Origin of the sequence: Erythrobacter sp. QSSC1-22B (assembly GCF_001678665.1) — a bacterium.
Taxonomy (GTDB): domain Bacteria; phylum Pseudomonadota; class Alphaproteobacteria; order Sphingomonadales; family Sphingomonadaceae; genus Qipengyuania.
Genome location: NZ_LZRP01000003.1, coordinates 124,689 through 141,991, shown reverse-complemented (window position 1 = coordinate 141,991; position 17,303 = coordinate 124,689). Strand labels below are relative to the sequence as shown.

18 protein-coding genes and 1 tRNA gene are annotated in these 17,303 nt (G+C 66.0%); 8 read left to right on the top strand and 11 right to left on the bottom strand.

Going from position 1 to position 17,303, the window contains the following annotated elements:
* Positions 1–31: 31 nt before the first annotated feature.
* Both nusG and secE read right to left on the bottom strand, forming a co-directional pair.
* A complete protein-coding gene (gene nusG, locus A9995_RS06685; protein ID WP_067610635.1) occupies positions 32–568 on the bottom strand; it encodes a transcription termination/antitermination protein NusG in 537 nt (178 codons plus the stop codon).
* 62 nt (positions 569–630) lie between these two features.
* The gene (gene secE / locus A9995_RS06680) at positions 631–837 is read right to left on the bottom strand and encodes a preprotein translocase subunit SecE (RefSeq protein WP_082992533.1); all 207 of its coding nucleotides are present in this window, start codon (positions 835–837) and stop codon (positions 631–633) included.
* Positions 838–1,105: 268 nt separating this feature from the next.
* Between secE and A9995_RS06675 the strand changes: the two genes are divergently transcribed.
* Positions 1,106–2,638: a sodium:alanine symporter family protein gene (locus A9995_RS06675; RefSeq protein WP_067610633.1), complete on the top strand. Its 1,533-nt coding sequence runs from the start codon at positions 1,106–1,108 to the stop codon at positions 2,636–2,638.
* 104 nt (positions 2,639–2,742) lie between these two features.
* Here the strand turns inward: A9995_RS06675 and A9995_RS16995 are convergent, their stop codons facing one another.
* Together A9995_RS16995 and A9995_RS06670 are read right to left on the bottom strand one after the other, a co-directional pair.
* Entirely contained in the window at positions 2,743–2,892 is a 150-nt protein-coding gene (locus A9995_RS16995) for a hypothetical protein (RefSeq protein WP_168157344.1), read from the bottom strand.
* Between the two features lie 206 nt (positions 2,893–3,098).
* Positions 3,099–3,174 (bottom strand) — tRNA-Trp (locus A9995_RS06670).
* A 108-nt stretch (positions 3,175–3,282) separates the two neighbouring features.
* Here A9995_RS06670 and aat point away from each other — a divergent pair.
* Positions 3,283–4,020, top strand: a complete 738-nt coding sequence (gene aat, locus A9995_RS06665; RefSeq protein WP_067610631.1) for a leucyl/phenylalanyl-tRNA--protein transferase — start codon at positions 3,283–3,285, stop codon at positions 4,018–4,020.
* Here aat and A9995_RS06660 read toward each other — a convergent pair.
* The 4 genes from A9995_RS06660 to A9995_RS06645 all read right to left on the bottom strand — a co-directional run bounded on the left by A9995_RS06660 (position 3,930) and on the right by A9995_RS06645 (position 6,068).
* Entirely contained in the window at positions 3,930–4,469 is a 540-nt protein-coding gene (locus tag A9995_RS06660) for a DUF2155 domain-containing protein (RefSeq protein ID WP_067610629.1), read from the bottom strand. The two genes, aat and A9995_RS06660, sit on opposite strands and share 91 nt — an antisense overlap.
* A 4-nt stretch (positions 4,470–4,473) precedes the next feature.
* Positions 4,474–4,872: an NADH:ubiquinone oxidoreductase subunit NDUFA12 gene (locus A9995_RS06655; protein ID WP_067610627.1), complete on the bottom strand. Its 399-nt coding sequence runs from the start codon at positions 4,870–4,872 to the stop codon at positions 4,474–4,476.
* 79 nt (positions 4,873–4,951) lie between these two features.
* Positions 4,952–5,434 (bottom strand): DUF192 domain-containing protein, encoded by a 483-nt coding sequence (locus tag A9995_RS06650; RefSeq protein ID WP_233998117.1) that lies wholly within the window; start codon positions 5,432–5,434, stop codon positions 4,952–4,954.
* Between the two features lie 13 nt (positions 5,435–5,447).
* Positions 5,448–6,068 (bottom strand): regulatory protein RecX, encoded by a 621-nt coding sequence (locus A9995_RS06645; RefSeq protein ID WP_067610625.1) that lies wholly within the window; start codon positions 6,066–6,068, stop codon positions 5,448–5,450.
* A gap of 129 nt (positions 6,069–6,197) precedes the next feature.
* Here A9995_RS06645 and A9995_RS06640 point away from each other — a divergent pair, with 129 nt between their 5' ends.
* Complete coding sequence (locus tag A9995_RS06640; RefSeq protein ID WP_067610623.1) at positions 6,198–7,931, top strand: fatty acyl-AMP ligase; 1,734 nt, start codon at positions 6,198–6,200, stop codon at positions 7,929–7,931.
* A gap of 27 nt (positions 7,932–7,958) precedes the next feature.
* On the opposite strand, the gene A9995_RS06635 is transcribed toward A9995_RS06640, so the two are convergent.
* Entirely contained in the window at positions 7,959–9,572 is a 1,614-nt protein-coding gene (locus A9995_RS06635; RefSeq protein WP_145916836.1) for a DUF389 domain-containing protein, read from the bottom strand.
* A gap of 163 nt (positions 9,573–9,735) precedes the next feature.
* Between A9995_RS06635 and A9995_RS06630 the strand changes: the two genes are divergently transcribed.
* The 5 genes from A9995_RS06630 to A9995_RS06610 all read left to right on the top strand — a co-directional run bounded on the left by A9995_RS06630 (position 9,736) and on the right by A9995_RS06610 (position 15,422).
* Entirely contained in the window at positions 9,736–10,983 is a 1,248-nt protein-coding gene (locus A9995_RS06630; protein WP_067610621.1) for a toxic anion resistance protein, read from the top strand.
* A 28-nt stretch (positions 10,984–11,011) separates the two neighbouring features.
* Complete coding sequence (locus A9995_RS06625; protein WP_067610619.1) at positions 11,012–11,818, top strand: hypothetical protein; 807 nt, start codon at positions 11,012–11,014, stop codon at positions 11,816–11,818.
* Positions 11,818–12,120, top strand: coding sequence for a polyhydroxyalkanoic acid system family protein (locus A9995_RS06620; protein WP_067610618.1), 303 nt, complete (start codon positions 11,818–11,820; stop codon positions 12,118–12,120). Before A9995_RS06625 ends, A9995_RS06620 begins: the two co-directional genes overlap by 1 nt.
* 168 nt (positions 12,121–12,288) lie before the next feature.
* Entirely contained in the window at positions 12,289–12,858 is a 570-nt protein-coding gene (locus A9995_RS06615) for a biliverdin-producing heme oxygenase (protein WP_168157343.1), read from the top strand.
* The gene (locus A9995_RS06610) at positions 12,855–15,422 is read left to right on the top strand and encodes an HWE histidine kinase domain-containing protein (RefSeq protein ID WP_067610613.1); all 2,568 of its coding nucleotides are present in this window, start codon (positions 12,855–12,857) and stop codon (positions 15,420–15,422) included. Before A9995_RS06615 ends, A9995_RS06610 begins: the two co-directional genes overlap by 4 nt.
* Here A9995_RS06610 and A9995_RS06605 read toward each other — a convergent pair.
* Positions 15,419–16,237: a class I mannose-6-phosphate isomerase gene (locus A9995_RS06605; RefSeq protein WP_233998116.1), complete on the bottom strand. Its 819-nt coding sequence runs from the start codon at positions 16,235–16,237 to the stop codon at positions 15,419–15,421. The two genes, A9995_RS06610 and A9995_RS06605, sit on opposite strands and share 4 nt — an antisense overlap.
* Complete coding sequence (locus A9995_RS06600; RefSeq protein ID WP_067610611.1) at positions 16,234–17,268, bottom strand: mannose-1-phosphate guanylyltransferase; 1,035 nt, start codon at positions 17,266–17,268, stop codon at positions 16,234–16,236. The genes A9995_RS06605 and A9995_RS06600 overlap by 4 nt, the downstream gene beginning before the upstream one ends.
* Positions 17,269–17,303 lie beyond the last annotated feature (35 nt).

The window sequence follows — 17,303 nt, the reverse complement described above, 5'->3', positions numbered from 1 at the left end:
GACCGGCGCGGACGCCAGCCTCGCCGGAGCCTTACTTGCTCAGTTCGACCTGCTCGAAATCGAGCTCCACCGGAGTGGCGCGGCCGAAGATCGAGACGCCGACCTTGACCTTCTGCTTGTCGAAATCGAGTTCCTCGACCAGCCCGTTGAAGCTGGCGAAGGGCCCGTCGAGCACCTTGACCTGGTCGCCGATCTCGTAATCGACCGAGATCTGCTGCTTGGGCGCAGACTTGGCTTCCTCGACCCCGCCGAAATAGCGCGCCGCCTCTTTTTCGGAGATCGGCTGCGGCTTGTTGTCATTGCCAAGGAAGCCGGTGACCTTGGGGGTGTTCTTGACGAGGTGATAGACGTCGTCGGTCATCTGCAGTTTGGCGAGCACGTAGCCGGGCATGAACTTGCGCTCGGTCTGGACCTTCTTGCCGCGCTTGACCTCGGTGATGGTCTCGGTGGGAACCTGAACGTCCTCCACACCGTCGGACAGGCCGAGCCGTTCCGCTTCCGAAAGGATCGAATCGCGAACCTTGTTCTCGAAGCCCGAATAAGCGTGGATGATGTACCAGCGTGCCATGGATTACCTTGTCGAAGAGTGACCTGTCGCGTGCCGGACGCGTCGATGGATGGAAAGGGCGATCAGCCCAGCGTCAGCAGCCAGGAGACCACCGCGCCGAAGATGGAATCGATCCCGAGGAAGAACAGCGAGAGGATGATCACCATGATGAACACGAAGATCGCCGTGCGTACGGTCTCTTCGCGGGTCGGCCACACGACCTTGCTGGTTTCGGCGCGAACCTGGTTCACGAACTCTGCCGGCGATGTCTTCTTGGTTTTCTCGGCCATCCGGGACGCCCTCATCATCTGCGATCGAAACTGTCTGCCTTCCGGAATGGGGGGATCGCCGCCCCGTTTCAAGTCGGGAGGGGCTGAACCGTGCCATCGATGTCGGAAGACAGTTCGCATCTAGGGCCATGCGTATCCGATTGCAAGCGCGCCGGGGCGGGCCCGCGAAAGCCGCGACTTTGGGCTGGTTTTTACTCCGCCGCGGCGATAGCGTGCCTCGCTTCGAAGCAGGGCCCGGGAGCAGGGGGCCAATTATGGGGGTGCCTTGATGGCCGCAAGCGATACCGGGTCGTTCTCTTTGATCGACCGCGTCACCAATATTTCCGACTTCATCTGGGGCGGCACCTGGAACGGGGTCGAGGTCATCCCTTTCCCGCCGATGACGCTGATCCTGCTGGGGATCGGGCTGTACATCATGATCGGCCTGCGGTTTTACCCCATCGTCAAGCTGGGCAGCGCCTTCGCCGGACTGTTCAAGGGCCGCAAGAGCGCGGGCGCGGGCGAAATCTCGCCCTTTGCCGCACTCTCGACCGCGCTTTCGGGCCAGGTCGGCACCGGTAACCTCGCAGGCGTCGCCACCGCGATCGCGCTGGGCGGCCCCGGAGCGATCTTCTGGATGTGGGTGACCGCGATCTTCGGCATGGCATTGGGATTTGCGGAAGGCAGCCTCGCGATCCGCTACCGCGAGAAGACTTCGGACGGCGTCTATCGCGGCGGTCCGATGACCTACATCATGATGGGGCTGGGGCCGAAATGGACCTGGCTCGCGATCCTGTTCTGCCTCGGCACGCTGTTCAGCGCGCTGGTGACGGGCAATTCGATCCAGGCCAACGAAGTCGCCAGCGGGCTCAACGAGCTGTTCGGCTGGGAACGCTGGTTCGGCGGTCTGGTGATCGCGATCGCGGTGTTCGTGGTCATCATCGGCGGGATCAAATCGATCGGCAAGGTCGCCGAGAGCGTCGTCCCCTTCATGGCCGGCGCCTATATCGTGATGGCGGTGATCGCGCTGATCCTCAATTTCGGCGATCTGCCCGAGACCTTCGGGCGCATCTTCTACGGCGCCTTCAACTTCCAGAGCGCCAGCGGCGGTTTTGCCGGGGCGATGATCATCCTCGCCATCCGCGCGGGCGTGGCACGCGGGCTGTTCTCCAACGAGAGCGGCCAGGGCTCCACCCCGATCGCGCACGCGGTCGCGCAGACCAACGATCCCGAGCAGCAGGGCCGGATGGCGATGCTGGGTACCTTCATCGACACGATGGTGATCTGCACCATGACCGCGCTGGTCATCCTCACGGTGCAGGGCGACTTCACCTTCCAGGGCCAGGCGGTCGAGCATGTCTGGCAATCCGATCTGGGGACCACCGCGCAAAGCGGCTTCGTCACCACCTCGGGCGCCTTCGCCGCGGCATTCCCCTACGAGATCGCCTCGATCCCGCTGGGCACGCTGGTCGCTTCGGTGGCGCTGATCCTGTTCGTCTTCACCACGCTCCTGACCTGGAGCTATTACGGCGAGCGGGCGATCACCTTCCTCTACGACCGCGTTCCGGGTTCGACCCGTGGCGGCGAGAAGGTGCTCCACATCCTCTGGCGGGTGATCTGGTGCATCGCGATCTATGTCGGCGCGACCCAGCCATCGCAGCTGGTCTGGCGGCTGGGCGACATCTCCAACGCCGCGATGGCGCTGCCCAACCTGCTGGCGCTGGCCTTGCTCTCGGGCGTGGTGTTCAAGCTCTCGCGCGGAGATCGCACCGCGGGCAAGGACTTCCACAAGGATACCCCGGAAGAGCCCGAGGAATACTGACGCGCGCGGGCCTTCGCGGGTTCGACACACGAAAGGGGCCGGAAGCGTGATGCTTCCGGCCCCTTTTCCATGCGGTGTAACTTATGCGGTGTGATCAGGCTGCGTCAGCGCGCTCCGAACAACCGCTCCAGAAAGCTTGGCGGATTGAGCGGCTGGATCCGGCCGTGGGTGTGGCGCCGCACGCTGGTGTCGCCCATGCCCTTGGGCATGGTCCAGCGATCGGGACTGCTGCTGCGGAAGGACAGTTTCGACATCGGCGGACTCCTTGTGAAACCATTTACTATGGTCCGGAGCCTATCAACCACCCGATCACAGCCGGGTTCCCGGCCGTGGCACATCGGCACCACTGCAGGGGACGCGAGCGCCCACCCGCCCGCGAGCAATGCGCAGGGTTCGGGATCGGATTGCGGGAAGGGATAGCCAGGAAAATGCCAGGCCGGCAAAATGGCAGGCTGGCAAATGGCAGGGGTGTGCGGACTCGAACCGCAGGCCCTCGGTTTTGGAGACCGATGCTCTACCAACTGAGCTACACCCCTGCAGCCGGTCGCGGCCCGTAACCCTAGCGGCGCGCGATGGCAAGGTATTGGTTATTGCGCGGGCTTTTCGGGGCGGTTTTTTGCGCTTCGGCCTGCTAGAGAGCCGGGATGCATGCGCCGCCGCCCGATCCCGCCGCTGTGCCGGAGCCGATCCCGGTCGAACTGTTGCTGCACGCCTATCGCGCAGGGGTGTTCCCGATGGCGGACCACCGCGAGGACGACGAGGTGTTCTGGGTCGAACCGCGCGAGCGCGCGATCATCCCGCTCGACGGGTTTCGCCTCTCGAAGAGCCTGCGCAAGCTGATCCGGCGCGAGCGGTTCGCGGTCACCGTGGATGGCGATTTCGACGCGGTGATCGACGCCTGCGCCCAGCCGCGCGAGGAACATGCCGAAAGCTGGATCAGCCTGCGGATCGAGGCGAGCTATCGCGCGCTGCACCGCGCCGGTCATGCCCATTCGGTCGAATGTCGGCTGGATGGCGAGCTGGTCGGCGGGCTCTACGGGGTGGCTTTCGACCGGGTGTTCTGCGGCGAAAGCATGTTCAGCCGGGCGGACAACGCCAGCAAGGTAGCGCTTGCCTGGCTGGTCGCCTGCATGAGAGCGGCCGGCTACCGCGTGCTCGACTGCCAGTTCATGACCGGCCATCTCGCTTCGCTGGGGGCGGTGGCGATGCCGCAGGCGCGGTATCTGGAACTGGTTGCCAATGCCCGCGGGGCACCCGAGCGGACGCTGCCCGAGGCCTGGGCGGCATTCCTTCAGGCTCCGGCTTCGGGTTCCTCGCCCGATTCGCCATCCGCACCCTCGCCCGGAAATTCCATCGTGCAATCCTTGACCCAGACATCGTAGATCGGGTGCTCGACGACGTTGACGCTGGGGGCGTTCTTGAACAGCCAGCCCGAGAATATCCGCCGGAAATCGCCCTCCGACCCGCGCTCAAGGGTCAGCACCTGGACAAAGGCCCCGACCTCCTGAGGCAGTTCCCACGGAGCGGTCCGCTCGCAGGCTCGCAGCCGCACGATCACATCGCCGACGCGGCGTGACTCGCCCGGCGCCATCTCCAGCTCCTGCGAGAGATTGTTGCGTTTGTTGAGCAGTCCGATCGTCGCCACCCGCTCGGCCAGTGGGGTGCCGATCTGCGCTTCGTCGCCGACAGCGGGTTGAGCCGGGGCGGAATCGCGCAAGCCTTCGGGAATGGTGGTGGCGACCGGATCGGGTTCGGGCGGCTCCTCGGTGCAGGCGGCCAGCAGCAGGGCCGGACCCAGCAGCACCGGGAGAAACGCGGATAGGCGCGTCATGCGATCAGGCGTCCGGCGACCAGGCTTCGTAATCGCCGGTCGCGCGCGCCCGCTTGCCACCGCGCTCCAGCGCGCCCGCCGGGCGATAGGCAGCCATGGTGCCGGTGGCGTTGGGCGAATATTCGGTTTCCCAGATATGCGGCGGGGGCAGATGGCTTTCGGGCACATCGTCGAACGAGCCGTGGAGCCAGCCGTGCCATTCGCTGGGCACGCGGCTGGCATCGTTGGCGCCCTGGTAGATCACCCAGCGTCGCTCGCGGCCATCGCCGTGCTTCTGCTTGCCGCGGTAATAGACGTTGCCCTGCCCGTCGGTGCCCACCTTGATGCCCTTGCGCGCGGTGTGCAGCGAGGTGCCGATGGTGGCACCGTTCCACCAGGTGAAGATTTTCGCAAGGATACCCATGGGCGGCGCGGTTAGCCGATTTGCCCTGAGTCGCCAAGCAGATCGTCGCCAGGCATATCGTCGCCAGGCATAGGTGTGATCACCACTCGACCAGATCGCCCTTGGCGATGCCCAGCTCTTCCGCCCGGCCGCCGCGCAATTCGAGCACGCCGCTGGCGATACCCGTCGAATAGAGCGAATCGAGCGAATAGGGCGTGGTCATCGGATGGATGTTGAGGATCCGGCCATCCTCGCCGACATAGATGATGTCGAGCGGGAGCGGGGTGTTCTTCATCCAGAAGCCGCGCACCTGCGGCGGATCGGAGGGGAAGATCATCCCTTCCTGGTCGCCCAGCTCGGTGCGGAACATCAGCCCGCGCTCCTGCGCCTCGGGGCTTGCCGCGAGCTCGACATCGAAGCGATGGACTGTCTCGCCGCTCGTCACGGTGAGCGGAATGACCTCGAGCCCCGAGACCGGATGCACGCTCGCGACCGGCGCGGCGCTTGGCGTCGCTTCGGCCGAGGGTTGCGGCGAACAGGCGGCGAGCAGGCCCATCAGGAGCGGGGCGAGAACTGCTTTCATAGCGGGGCGGCTTTCATGACGGGGAATCTTCCCGGGCCTCTTCGACCCATTGCGCGAGCTCGTCTGGGCTGGCTGCATCGAGCACCCGGCGGGCGTGGTCGAAATCATGGCCCGCGCGCACCATCGCCGCAAGCTGCTTTTCGCGCAGCCGGTGCGCTTCCTCGCCCGCCAGAGCCTCGCGCACGGCGAAGGGTCCGAACCGCCGCTTTCGCGCCAGCGCCAGCGCTGCGGCGCGGCGTTCTGCCTCCTCGGGAGCGACATCGGCGCGCAGATCCTCGGCGATGCCCGCCTGCATCAGCTGCTGCGACACCCGCCGCGCGCCATAACCGCGCCGCAGCAAATCGGCGCTGCGCATCCGCGCGTAACCGGCATCGTCGACATAGCCATGCGCGACGAAACGCTCGATCAGCGCCTCGATATCGGGTGGCGGCGGGGAGTCGGCGTCGCGATCGCCTTCCTCCCCATCCGCGACCCAGCCGCGCTCGCGCAATTTGCGCTTGAGATAGGTCCGCAGCTTGCCCGCAGTGGTCGCGAAACGCGCCACATAAGACAGCGCCAGCTCCTCCAGTCGCGCGGGATCGAGCGGTCGGGGCGAGCGCTTCCTCGCCTTCTGGGGACGATCACTGTGGTCCATTTGCCATAATGGTGCCATACTCGTTACCGATTGGGAAAGTTTATCGCGGCGCGCCAAACGACGCCGCGTTGCCGGGGGTTCACAAGGGATGCCGCAAGGCCCTGACTTTTCACGGATATCATAGTGCTTATGAGTGACGACGCATTGACGCCGACGCCGAATGCTTGCGACCTGCCGCGCCGCCGGTCCGATTTCGCCACCTTCAACGAGGCGATCGACTACGCCGCGCGCAGCAAAAAAGGTCTCAATTTTCACGATATGCGCGGGACGCTGATCCACGCCTATCCGTTCACCGAAATGCGCGAAGACGCGCTCGAGGCCGCGCGCCGGCTGGTCGCGATGGGGATCGGCAAGGACGACCGCGTCGCCTTGATCGCCGAGACCGGACCCGAATTCGCCGCGCTGTTCTGCGGCTGCATCTATGCCGGTGCCTGGCCCGTGCCGCTGCCGCTGCCGACCACTTTCGGGGGCAAGGAAAGCTATGTCGACCAGCTCGCGGTGCAGCTGGAAAGCAGCGATCCCACGATCCTGCTCTACCCCGGCGAAATCGGCGGCATGGCCAAGGCCGGCGCCGAGCGGCAGGGCTGCCTGGGCGAAAGCTGGGACGAATTCGCCGCCCGCCCGGCGCCCGAATGCACGCTCCCGCAAGCGCAGCCCGACGACATCTGCTATCTGCAATATTCCTCCGGCTCGACGCGCTTCCCCACCGGGGTGGCGGTCACGCACCGGGCGCTGCTGCACAATCTGCATGGCCATGCGACCTCGATGCAGGCGCAGGGCAGCGACCGGGTGGTCAGCTGGCTGCCGTGGTATCACGACATGGGGCTGGTCGGCTGCTTCCTGTCGCTGATCGCCAACCAGATGTCGGTCGATTATCTCAAGACCGAGCATTTCGCCCGCCGTCCGCTGGCCTGGCTCGATCTGATCAGCCGCAACCCGGGTACCACGCTCAGCTATTCGCCGACCTTCGGCTACGACATCTGCGCCCGGCGCATCTCCAGCCAGAGCCAGGTCGAGGAACGCTTCGATCTGTCGCGCTGGCGCATCGCGGGCAATGGTGCGGACATGATCCGGCCCGACGTGATGCAGAGCTTCGTCAACGCCTTTGCAAAGGCCGGGTTCAAGGCCTCCGCCTTTACCCCCAGCTACGGGCTCGCCGAGGCGACGCTGGCCGTCACCGTGATGCCGCCGGGCGAAGGCATCCGCGTCGAGCTGGTCGAGGAGGAGCGGCTCTCGGGCCGCCCCCGCGACCTGCGCAGGCCCGCGCGCTACCGCGCGATCGTCAATTGCGGCAAACCGATCGCGGGTATGGAGGTCGTGATTCGCGGCGAGGACGATAGCGCCCGCGCCGACCACCAGATCGGCAAGGTCTGGTGCCGCGGGACAAGCGTGATGCATTCCTATTTCCGCAACCACGCAGCCACCGAGGAAAGCCTCGTGGGCGGCTGGCTCGATACCGGCGACATGGGCTATATGGCCAATGGCTATCTGTTCATCGTCGGCCGGGCGAAGGACATGATCATCATCAACGGCAAGAACCACTGGCCGCAGGATATCGAATGGGCGGTCGAGCAATTGCCCGGCTTCAACCACGGCGACATCGCCGCCTTCGCGGTCGAGAACGAAAGTGGCGAGGAAACCCCCGCAGTGCTGGTCCACTGCCGCGTCTCCGACCCCGAGGAACGGATCAAGCTGCGCGACCAGATCGCCGACAAGGTCCGTGGCGTCACCGGTATGAACTGCGTGATCGAACTGGTCCCGCCGCGGACGCTGCCGCGCACCAGCTCGGGCAAGCTCAGCCGCGCCAAGGCCAAGAAGCTCTACCTGACCGGCGAGATCCAGCCGCTCGAGATCGCCGCCTGAGGCCGTTCGGCCGAAGAAAGCCGGCCGCTACTCCTCTGGTGCAGTCGCCCAGCGCGCCTGCATGACGGGCCCACCGACGATCAGCTGCGGCTCCACTCCGGCTTCCGACAGGATCTCGGCGGCGGTTTCGCGCGTCGCGACGCTCCCACCTTCCAGCGCCAGCGGCAATCCCAGCCGCTGCGCCGCCCAGGCGGCCAGCTCGAGGTTCTCGAGCCCCTGGGCGGTCGGCTCGCCATCGGCGAAGGGGATCGTCGGCAGCGCGGAAAGCGGCGGGATCAGCTCCACGTTCCAGTCGGGATAATTGTCCGCGACGCGCTGCTCGATCGCGCGGAACGTCGCCAGCCCTGCCCCGCCGAGCCCGCTCGCGCGGACTATGGCGCGGCGGTTGTCGCGGTCGATCGTGACCGCGCCCGCTTCCACCCCTGCGAGCATTGCCAGCCTGGCGCCCAATTCGCGCGCCTGCTGGACCTCGTCGCGTCGTTCCCGGGCGCTGGCGGCGGCGATTTCTGCCGTTTCCGCTTCGGCCTCGGTGCCGACCAGGAACTGCGTCAGCTCGAGGTCGACCGGCCTGGCGAGCAGGGCTGTCAGCGATTCCTCGCTCAGCCGCTCGGCAACGCGGCTCGTTTCGGGCGTCAGCACCGTGGCCTCGACCGTGATCGGTTCGGCGTCCAGATTGAAATCGATCTCCGAGATCCGCACCTGAGACTCGAAGCTTGCCACCAGTGTGGCGCGGATCTGCCGCGCCGCGTTGGTTTCCCACACGATCTGGCGCAGCGAGAAGAACAGCGGCGTCGCCAGCGCGATGAAGATCACCACGATGATCACCGTCTGCCAATTGGTCTGGCGTTCCGAGAGCGTGTGACTGAACCCGTAAAGCCGCGCCATCAGCGTCGCCACCAGCGCGATGGTCATCAGATTGGTGATGTAGAGCAGGCTGGCACCCCAGAAGACGGTCCAGTTCGCCGTCGCCAGCCCGAAGCCGACCGCTGCAAGCGGCGGCATCAGCGCGGTGGCGATGGCCACGCCAACGATAGTGCCCTCGCGCCCGCGGATCATCGCATAGGCACCCGCGAGCGCGGAAAACACCGCGACCCCCAGGTCGAACAGATTGGGCTGGGTGCGCGCCGCGATCTCGGGCGTGATGGTCTGCAGCGGCGAGACGAACACGATCAGCGCGGTCAGACCGACTCCCAGAGCCGTCCCTGCGACCAGCGCCCGGACCGATCCGGCCAGCCAGCCGTAATCGCCTATGGCGAGCGCGAAGCCGGCACCGATGATCGGCCCGATCAGCGGCGCGATGAGCATGGCGCCGATCACCACCGCCGGCGACGACAGCAGCATGCCCAGAATCGCGATCCCCGCCGACATGGCGAGCATGAACAGAAAGCGCGGCGAATTGTAGGCTTCCTCGCGGCGCGCGGCGATGACCGCAGGTTGATCGACGGTCTCGATCACCTGGATGCGCCACCAGCGCCGGAACACCTCGAGCGAATAGGCCAGCGAGACGCCGAAATCCTCGTTTTCGTCGTAGCGATGAGCGGTGCGCGATTCGCCCGCGGGTTCGGCGCCCGATCCTGCCGCGTCGCGCCTGTCGCCACCGCTTCTCGCCGTCGCCCGAGGTATTGTCGCCTTGCCTGTCACTCTGCTTCCCTGCGTATCCGGCTGCCAGAACTTGCCTTAAGCGGCGCACACGGCAAGGGAAAGCAAACTTGGGCAAGGCCGGAACGACCTGTTTGCAAGCCGTTCTATTTGCATAACACACTGTGCGATGCCATATTGTCGCGGACCAGGACGAGGACACGAGATGACCGAAGAGCTGAAATCCCAACCCGCCCCCGCAACCGCCAGACAGGCGCCGACTGCGACGGCGACCGAACCCGCTTTCGACCTCACCCCGCCCGATCCGGTGCCGCATGTCGCGCCGGAGAAAGCATCGGGCCTCGTCCCGGTGTCCGAGGAGAACAAGAGCAAGCTGCAGGCCAAGGTCGACGGCTTCGTCGAGGATCTGGTCGCTTCCGATGCCAATTCGCCCGAATTCGGCAAGAAGGTCGATCAGCTGACCAATATGGGGCGCAAGGAAATCGCCGCTGCTGCCGGCATGTCCAACCGCTTCCTCGATCGCCCGGTGCGCGCGATGGATAAGGATGAGGGCGTCGGCACCGATCTCGCCGAACTGCGCCGCGTGGTCGAGGATCTCGATCCCGGCAAGCGCGGCAAGCTGACCGGCCCGCGCAAGATCCTCGGCATCATCCCCTTCGGCAACAAGCTGACCAATTATTTCCGCAGCTACCAGAGCGCGCAGACGCATATCCAGTCGATCCTGTCCAACCTTGCCAATGGCAAGGACGAGCTCTTGATGGACAATGCCGCGATCGATGTGGAGCGCCAGAAGCTGTGGGAGGCGATGGGCAATCTGGAACAGATGATCCACATTTCCAAGACGCTCGACACCAAGCTGGAAGAGAAAGCCGCCGAGCTCGACGCGACCGATCCGGCCAAAGCCAAGGCGATCCGCGAGACCGCGCTGTTCTATGTCCGCCAGCGCACCCAGGACCTGCTCACCCAGATGGCGGTGAGCGTGCAGGGCTATCTGGCGCTCGACCTCGTGAAGAAGAACAATGTCGAGCTGGTGAAGGGCGTCGATCGCGCCAGCACCACCACGGTGGGCGCGCTGCGCACCGCGGTGACGGTGGCCGAGGCGATGACCAACCAGCGGCTGGTGCTGGGCCAGATCACCGCGCTCAACACCACCACCGCGGGGATCATCGATTCCACCAGCACCATGCTGCGCGACCAGACCGGCAAGATTCACGAGCAGGCCGCCGCCAGCACCATCCCGCTCGAGACGCTCCAGCGCGCCTTCCAGAACATCTACGACACGATGGACGAGGTCGATCAGTTCAAGCTGCGCGCGCTCGATTCGATGAAGCAGACGGTCAATGTGCTGTCCGACGAGATGGAGAAGTCCAAGGGCTATATCGCCCGCGCCGAAGGCCAGGCGCAGGCGCAGAAGCAGGTCTCGGAATCGAACCTGCTGAGCATTGAAGATTGAAGGTGGGATTGAGTGCGGGAGACACGGCTTGGGCGATCTGACGCACAATAGCGACCGCTTGATCGAGGAAGGCCGCATGCTGCGCGACGACAATCGTTCGGGCGGACGCCACCGGCGCGCGGTCTCGATCGGCAAGGGCTCCGCGGCGGCGAAGCAGAAGCACTGGGTCGCCAAGATCCGCAACGTCGTCATCGCGCTGTTCGCGATCTGGGTGGCGGCAGGAGTGCTCGGGATGGTTCTGAACGGCATCGGTTTTGCCGGAGTGATGGCGCTGGTGCTCGCCAGCGTGGTCGCGGTTGCGGTGCTGGGCCAGTTTCCCAAGATGAAGACCCCCAAGCGCGCCGACATCAACAAGGGCGATGTTCAGCAGATGGTCGGTCGCACCGAATTGTGGCTCGAGGCGCAACGGCCCGCGCTGCCGCCGCCGGCTGCGAAGATCCTCGACGATATGGGTGTCCAGCTCGATGCGCTGGGGCTGCAGCTCGACGGGCTCGACCAGAACCATCCCAAGGCGCGCGAAGTGCGCAGCCTCGTGGGCGAGCAATTGCCCGAGATGATCGACAGCTATCGCCGCATCCCCGCGCAAATGCGCCGCGAGGTGCGGATGGGGGGCACGCCCGACGAGCAATTGACCGACAGTCTCGGCAAGATCAGCGGCGAGATCGATTCGATCACCCGACAGCTGGCCGAAGGCTCGCTTGACGATCTGGCGATCAAGCACCGGTTTCTCGACTACAAATTCGGTGCCGGCACCGCGCCCGCGCCCGAACTCGACCACAGCCCCCTTCCCGGGCCCACATCCAACACCACACCCAAATCCACCGGAGCCGATTGATGCGAGTCCCCATCGCCCACGAACTGCCGCGCGAGGAAGTGCGCCGCCGCCTGCACGAACGCAGCCACGAGATCGCCAGTTTCGTCCCCGGCGGGATGGCCGACGTCACCACCGCCTGGCCCAATGAGGATCTCATGACGCTGGCGGTGCGAGCCATGGGTCAGGGGATCGACGGGCGGATCATCATCGAGGATCATCAGGTGGTGTTCGAGGTCGATCTGCCCCTGGCCTTGTCCTTCGTCGAACCGATGGTGGCGGGCGCGATCCGCGACAAGGGTCAGAAACTGCTCGCCAAGAAATAGCGGCGCGCCCGAGGCACGCCCGCACAGGACCGTCGGCTCGGCAATTTTTGCGGAACCGATTGCGGTGCCATGCGCTACATCCTAATGTTCGCCGCAGGCGAGCCGGTCGGGAGCACCCTGGCAACACCGCCTTTCGGGCTTCTGATCTGCGTAGAAAGCTTGCCAAACTTGCTGCATCGAAAATCCAGCCGCTCCGGCGACGACACATTGCGCCGGATATTGAAGCGCGAAACCAGCGCATCGCATGACCGGCTCGATGCGGCGATGGGCGATCTGCCGGTCGTCTCGGCGCAAGGTTATGCGCTGTTCCTGCTCACCCAGTATCGCTCGCGCGAACCGATCGAGTGCTGGATTTCGCACGCCATGCCCGCCGATGAAGCTCCGCCGGCGCAAGCCGCTCTGATCGCACGCGATCTGGGCGAGCTGGGGATCGCCCTGCCCCCGACCGACGAATTCACGCTCCCCGCAGGCGCCGACCCCGTCGGGCTGGTCTGGGCGCTGGCGGGCTCATCGCTGGGCAACCGCACCATGCTGCGTCATCGCCGGAAAATCGGCGCCGCCGGGCCGGAGCATTTTCTCTCGGACACCGCCATGACCCAGTTCTTCACCCGGTTTCGCGCGCGCATCGAGCGCCCCGTCGCCGACGAGCTCGCCCGCAGCGCCGTGGCCGGAGCGCAAGCCGTCTTCACGGCATTCATCGCCGCCCTGCCCGATCAGACCCGGAACGCCGCACCATGACCATTCCCCCGCAACCCGTCGATCTGACCAATTGCGATCGCGAGCCGATCCACCGGCTGGGGATGATCCAGGATTTCGGTGCGCTGCTGGCGCTGACGGGCGACTGGATGGTGGCGCACCGTTCGGCCAATTTCGCCGAGATGCTCGCGCTCGACGCGCCGCCCGAACCCGGAGACCCGGTCGGCACGCTGTTTTCGACCGAGGCGATCGCGCTGCTGTCGAAGGCGGCTTCGCTGCTGGACGGCAGCGACGATGTCGAGCGCATCTTCAACATCGATCTGGTGGGCAACGAACAGTGCTTCGACTGCGCGCTGCACGCCAGCGGCGGTCTGACGATCATCGAGATCGAGCCGCATGAAGATGATCATATCGACCGCCAGCTGCGGCTCGTCCAGCCGGTGATGCGCGAGCTCGAGAAGGCTGCGGATGTCGCTGCGCTGTGCCAGATTGCCGCCGAGCAGCTGCGCGGGCTGCTCGAATTCGATCGGGTGATGGTCTACCGCTTCCGCTCGGACGAAAGCGGCGAGGTGGTCGCCGAATCGCTCGCCGAAGGGACCGAAAGCTTCCTCGGGCTCAACTACCCGCGCACCGACATCCCCCAGCAAGCGCGCGAACTCTACATCCGCAACCGCTTCCGCATCATCAGCGATGTCCATTCCAAATCGGTCCCGATCGAGCCGGGTGTCGGCGACGATGGCGCACCGATCGACCTGTCGATGAGCACGCTGCGCTCGGTCTCGCCGGTCCATATCGAATATCTGACCAACATGGGGGTCGATGCCTCGCTGTCGATCTCGATCGTGGTCGGGGGCAAATTGTGGGGCCTGTTCGCCTGCCATCACTATTCCCGGCGAGTGCTGCCCTACACCCTGCGCACCGGCGCCGAGCTGTTTTCCGAGCTGTTCTCGCTGGCGGTCGAGCGTTCGCTGGGGCGCCACCAGACCGAACTGGTGGTGCTGGGGCGCGAATTGCACGACCGGCTGATGCGCGCGGTGGTGGGCGGGCAATCGCTGCTCGATGCGCTGCCGACCCTGCGCCCGATCATCCAGCGCTCGCTCCCGCACAACGGCATCAGCGCCTATATCGAAGGCGTCTACCAGGCGATCGGATCGGCCCCGACCGAGGACGAGTTCCACGCGCTCCGGCCGCAGCTCAACGCCGCCGCCTCGAGCACCGTGGTCGCCAGCCAGCGGCTGACGGAGCGCTTCGACAAGGCGCAGGCCTTCGCCGACCGCGCGGTGGGAGCGTTGATCATCCCGGTCTCGCGCAGCCCACGCGACTATGTCGTGCTGTGGCGCAAGGAATTGAACCAGACCGTCCACTGGGCGGGCAACGCCGAGAAGCCGGTCGAGACCGGGCCCGATGGCGACCGACTCTCGCCGCGGCGCAGCTTCGCCAGCTGGAAGCAGACCGTGCGCGGTCGCAGCACCGCCTGGACCGAGGGCGAATTGCGGCTGGCGGAGAACCTGCGGGTCACGCTGATCGAGGTCATCCTGCGGCTGACCGACGAGGTCGCCGCCGAGCGCGCCAAGGCGCAGCAGCAGCAGGAACTGCTGATCGCCGAACTCAACCACCGGGTGCGCAACATCCTCAACCTCATCCGCGGGCTGATCAACCAGTCGCGCCACGATGCGGTGTCGATCGACGAGTTCGCCGGGCTGGTCGGCGGGCGGATCAACGCGCTGGCCACGGCGCATGACAATATCACCCGCCAGAACTGGTCGCCCGCGTCGCTGCGCGAGCTGATCGAGACCGAGGCGGAGGCCTATGTCAGCGGCAAGATGGACCGCGTCCGGATCAGCGGCGACGATGCCCTCGTCGCGCCCGAGGCCTACACCGTGCTGGCGCTGGTGATCCACGAGATGATGACGAATTCGGCCAAATACGGCTCGCTTTGCGACCGTTCGGGCACGCTCGCCATCGAGGTGGATTGCGACGACAGCGGGATGACGCTGTGCTGGAAGGAGCGCGGCGGGCCGCCGGTGAAACCACCCGAGCGACGCGGCTTCGGCAGCACGATCATCGAGAAGTCCATCCCCTTCGAACTCAATGGCCGCGCCCGGCTCGATTACCGGCTCGGCGGGGTCGAGGCTGAGTTCTGGGTCCCCGGGCGCTTCGTAACCTGCACCGAAGTGGGCGAGGAACGCTCCCGGGGCCAGGCCAAAAGTACCAAGCGGCTCGATCAGGGGGCCGATACGCTTGCGGCGGCGATCGGCTCGATGCTGCTGGTCGAGGACAGCATGATCATCGCGCTCGATACCGAGGAAAGCCTGCGCGAGCTCGGGGTCGAGACGGTCATGGTCCAGAGCTCGGTCGGCGCGGCGCTGGAGGCCCTCGACAGGACCAGCTTCGATCTGGCGTTGCTTGATTACAATCTCGGGACCGAATCGAGCGAGGCGGTGGCCGAGCGGCTCAAGGAGATGGGGATCCCCTTCTGGCTGGCGACCGGATACGGCGAAATGGCCGACAAGCGCGAGGAGATGGGCGCCTCGGGATTGCTGGTCAAACCCTATGGCCGCGAGGAACTGGCGCAGATCCTGACCGAGTTCGAAGCCCAGGGCTAGACCGCTCCGACCACCAGGCAGCGCTGGCTGGCGCTGAAATCTACCCCTCCGAGCGCGAGCGCAACTGCGCTTTCGCCGGGCGCAATGACCGCACCATCGACCATGACCTCACCCGCAATGGGGAGGATCTGGCAGACGCCGCGATACGCGGCGCGCAAGCCCGTCCCGGGTTCGCCGACAAGCTGGTCGAGACGGAAATGGGGGCCATCGACCAGGCAGGCATTCGCATCCGGATCGACGCGGCGATGCAGCTCGCGGCGATAGGGTTCGCCCGATGCCACCGCGAGCGCCCGGTCGAGATGCAAGTCGCGCGGGCGACCGTAATCGTACAGGCGGTAGGTGATGTCGGTGTTCTGCTGCACCTCGATCAGCGATATCCCGGCGCCGATCGCATGGACCGTGCCCGCGGGCAGGTAGAAGAAATCGCCCGGCCTGGCCTCGTGCCAGGTCAGCAAACCCTCGATCGAGCCATCGAGCGCCGCCGCGCGCATTGCGTCGCGCGACACAGGCCGGTCGAAGCCGATCGCAAGCCGTGCGCCGGGCTCGGCCGCGACTACCAGCCAGCATTCGTCCTTGCCCGGCACCCCCGCACCCGCCTCGCCCGCGCGCGGATGGACCTGCACCGAAAGCTTGGCGCTGGTGAACAGGTATTTGACCAGAATGTCTGGCATTGCCGCGCCGGGTTCAAACCAGATTTCGCCAACGGGATCGCTCTCGGTACGCGCGAATGGTGCGGGCAGCTGCCTGCGGCCCCAGACCTTTGCCACGCTGCGGGTCGCGAGCCGCGGCCCCGCCATGTCCCCGTCGCGGCTCATTTGCCGGTCGCTCCGGGTAATTTGCCGACCGCCTGCGCCCCGGCGCGGGTGGTCACCAGCACCTCGTCGCCATCGACCACGATCACCACATCCTCGAGCCCGATCGCGGAAACCCGCGGACCGTCGCTTTCAACCAGCACATTGCGGCAATCGACGAGCTCGGCGCGCCCGGTGGTGGAATTGCCCTCTGCATCGCGGGTCCGCGCCGCCAGCACCGCATCCCAACTGCCGATATCGGACCAACCCATATTCGCCGAAACCACCGCGGCGCGGTCGGTGTTCTCCATCACCGCGTAATCGATCGATTCGCCAGCGATCGCGGCAAAGGGTGCGGCTTTCGGACGCCATTGCCAGCCCGCATTTTCACCGTCTGCCATGGCCTCGCCGACGCTGGCCGCCATCGCGGGCCGATGCCGCGCGAGTTCCTCGAGATAGGCCCCCGCGCGCATGCAGAAGATGCCGCCGTTCCAGACATGGTCGCCGCTCGCGAGGAAAGCTTGCGCCGTGGCCAGGTCCGGCTTCTCGACAAAGCGGGCAACGCGGTGCCCGTCGTCGAGTGCCTCGCCGATCCGGATATAGCCATAGCCGGTCGCGGGCTCGGTCGGCGCAATGCCGAAGGCGACCAGCCAGTCCTCGCGCGCCAGCCGCGCCGCGCGCTCGACACCCACGAGGAAAGCCGCCTCGTTGGCGATGTGGTGGTCGCTGGGGCACACCAGCATGATGTCCTCGGGGGCAAGGCTGTGCGCGGCGAGCGCGATGGCGGGGGCGGTGTTGCGCGCTGCGGGCTCTACCAGCAACCGCGCGCCTCCATCCATCGTGGCCTGCTCTTCGATCGCGTCGACATGGGCCGCGCCCGCAACGATCAACGGCGGCGCGAAGCGCGCAAGATCGCCCACCCGGTCGAGGCTGCGCTGGAACAGCGTGCGCCCGCCCAGCAGGTCGAGAAAGGGCTTGGGCCGCGCCGGGCGGCTGCGCGGCCACAGCCGCGTGCCGCTGCCCCCGCACAGGATGACTGGATGGATTGCTGTCATGGCTCGGCTCTAGCGTCTTTCCTTCGACAAGCGCC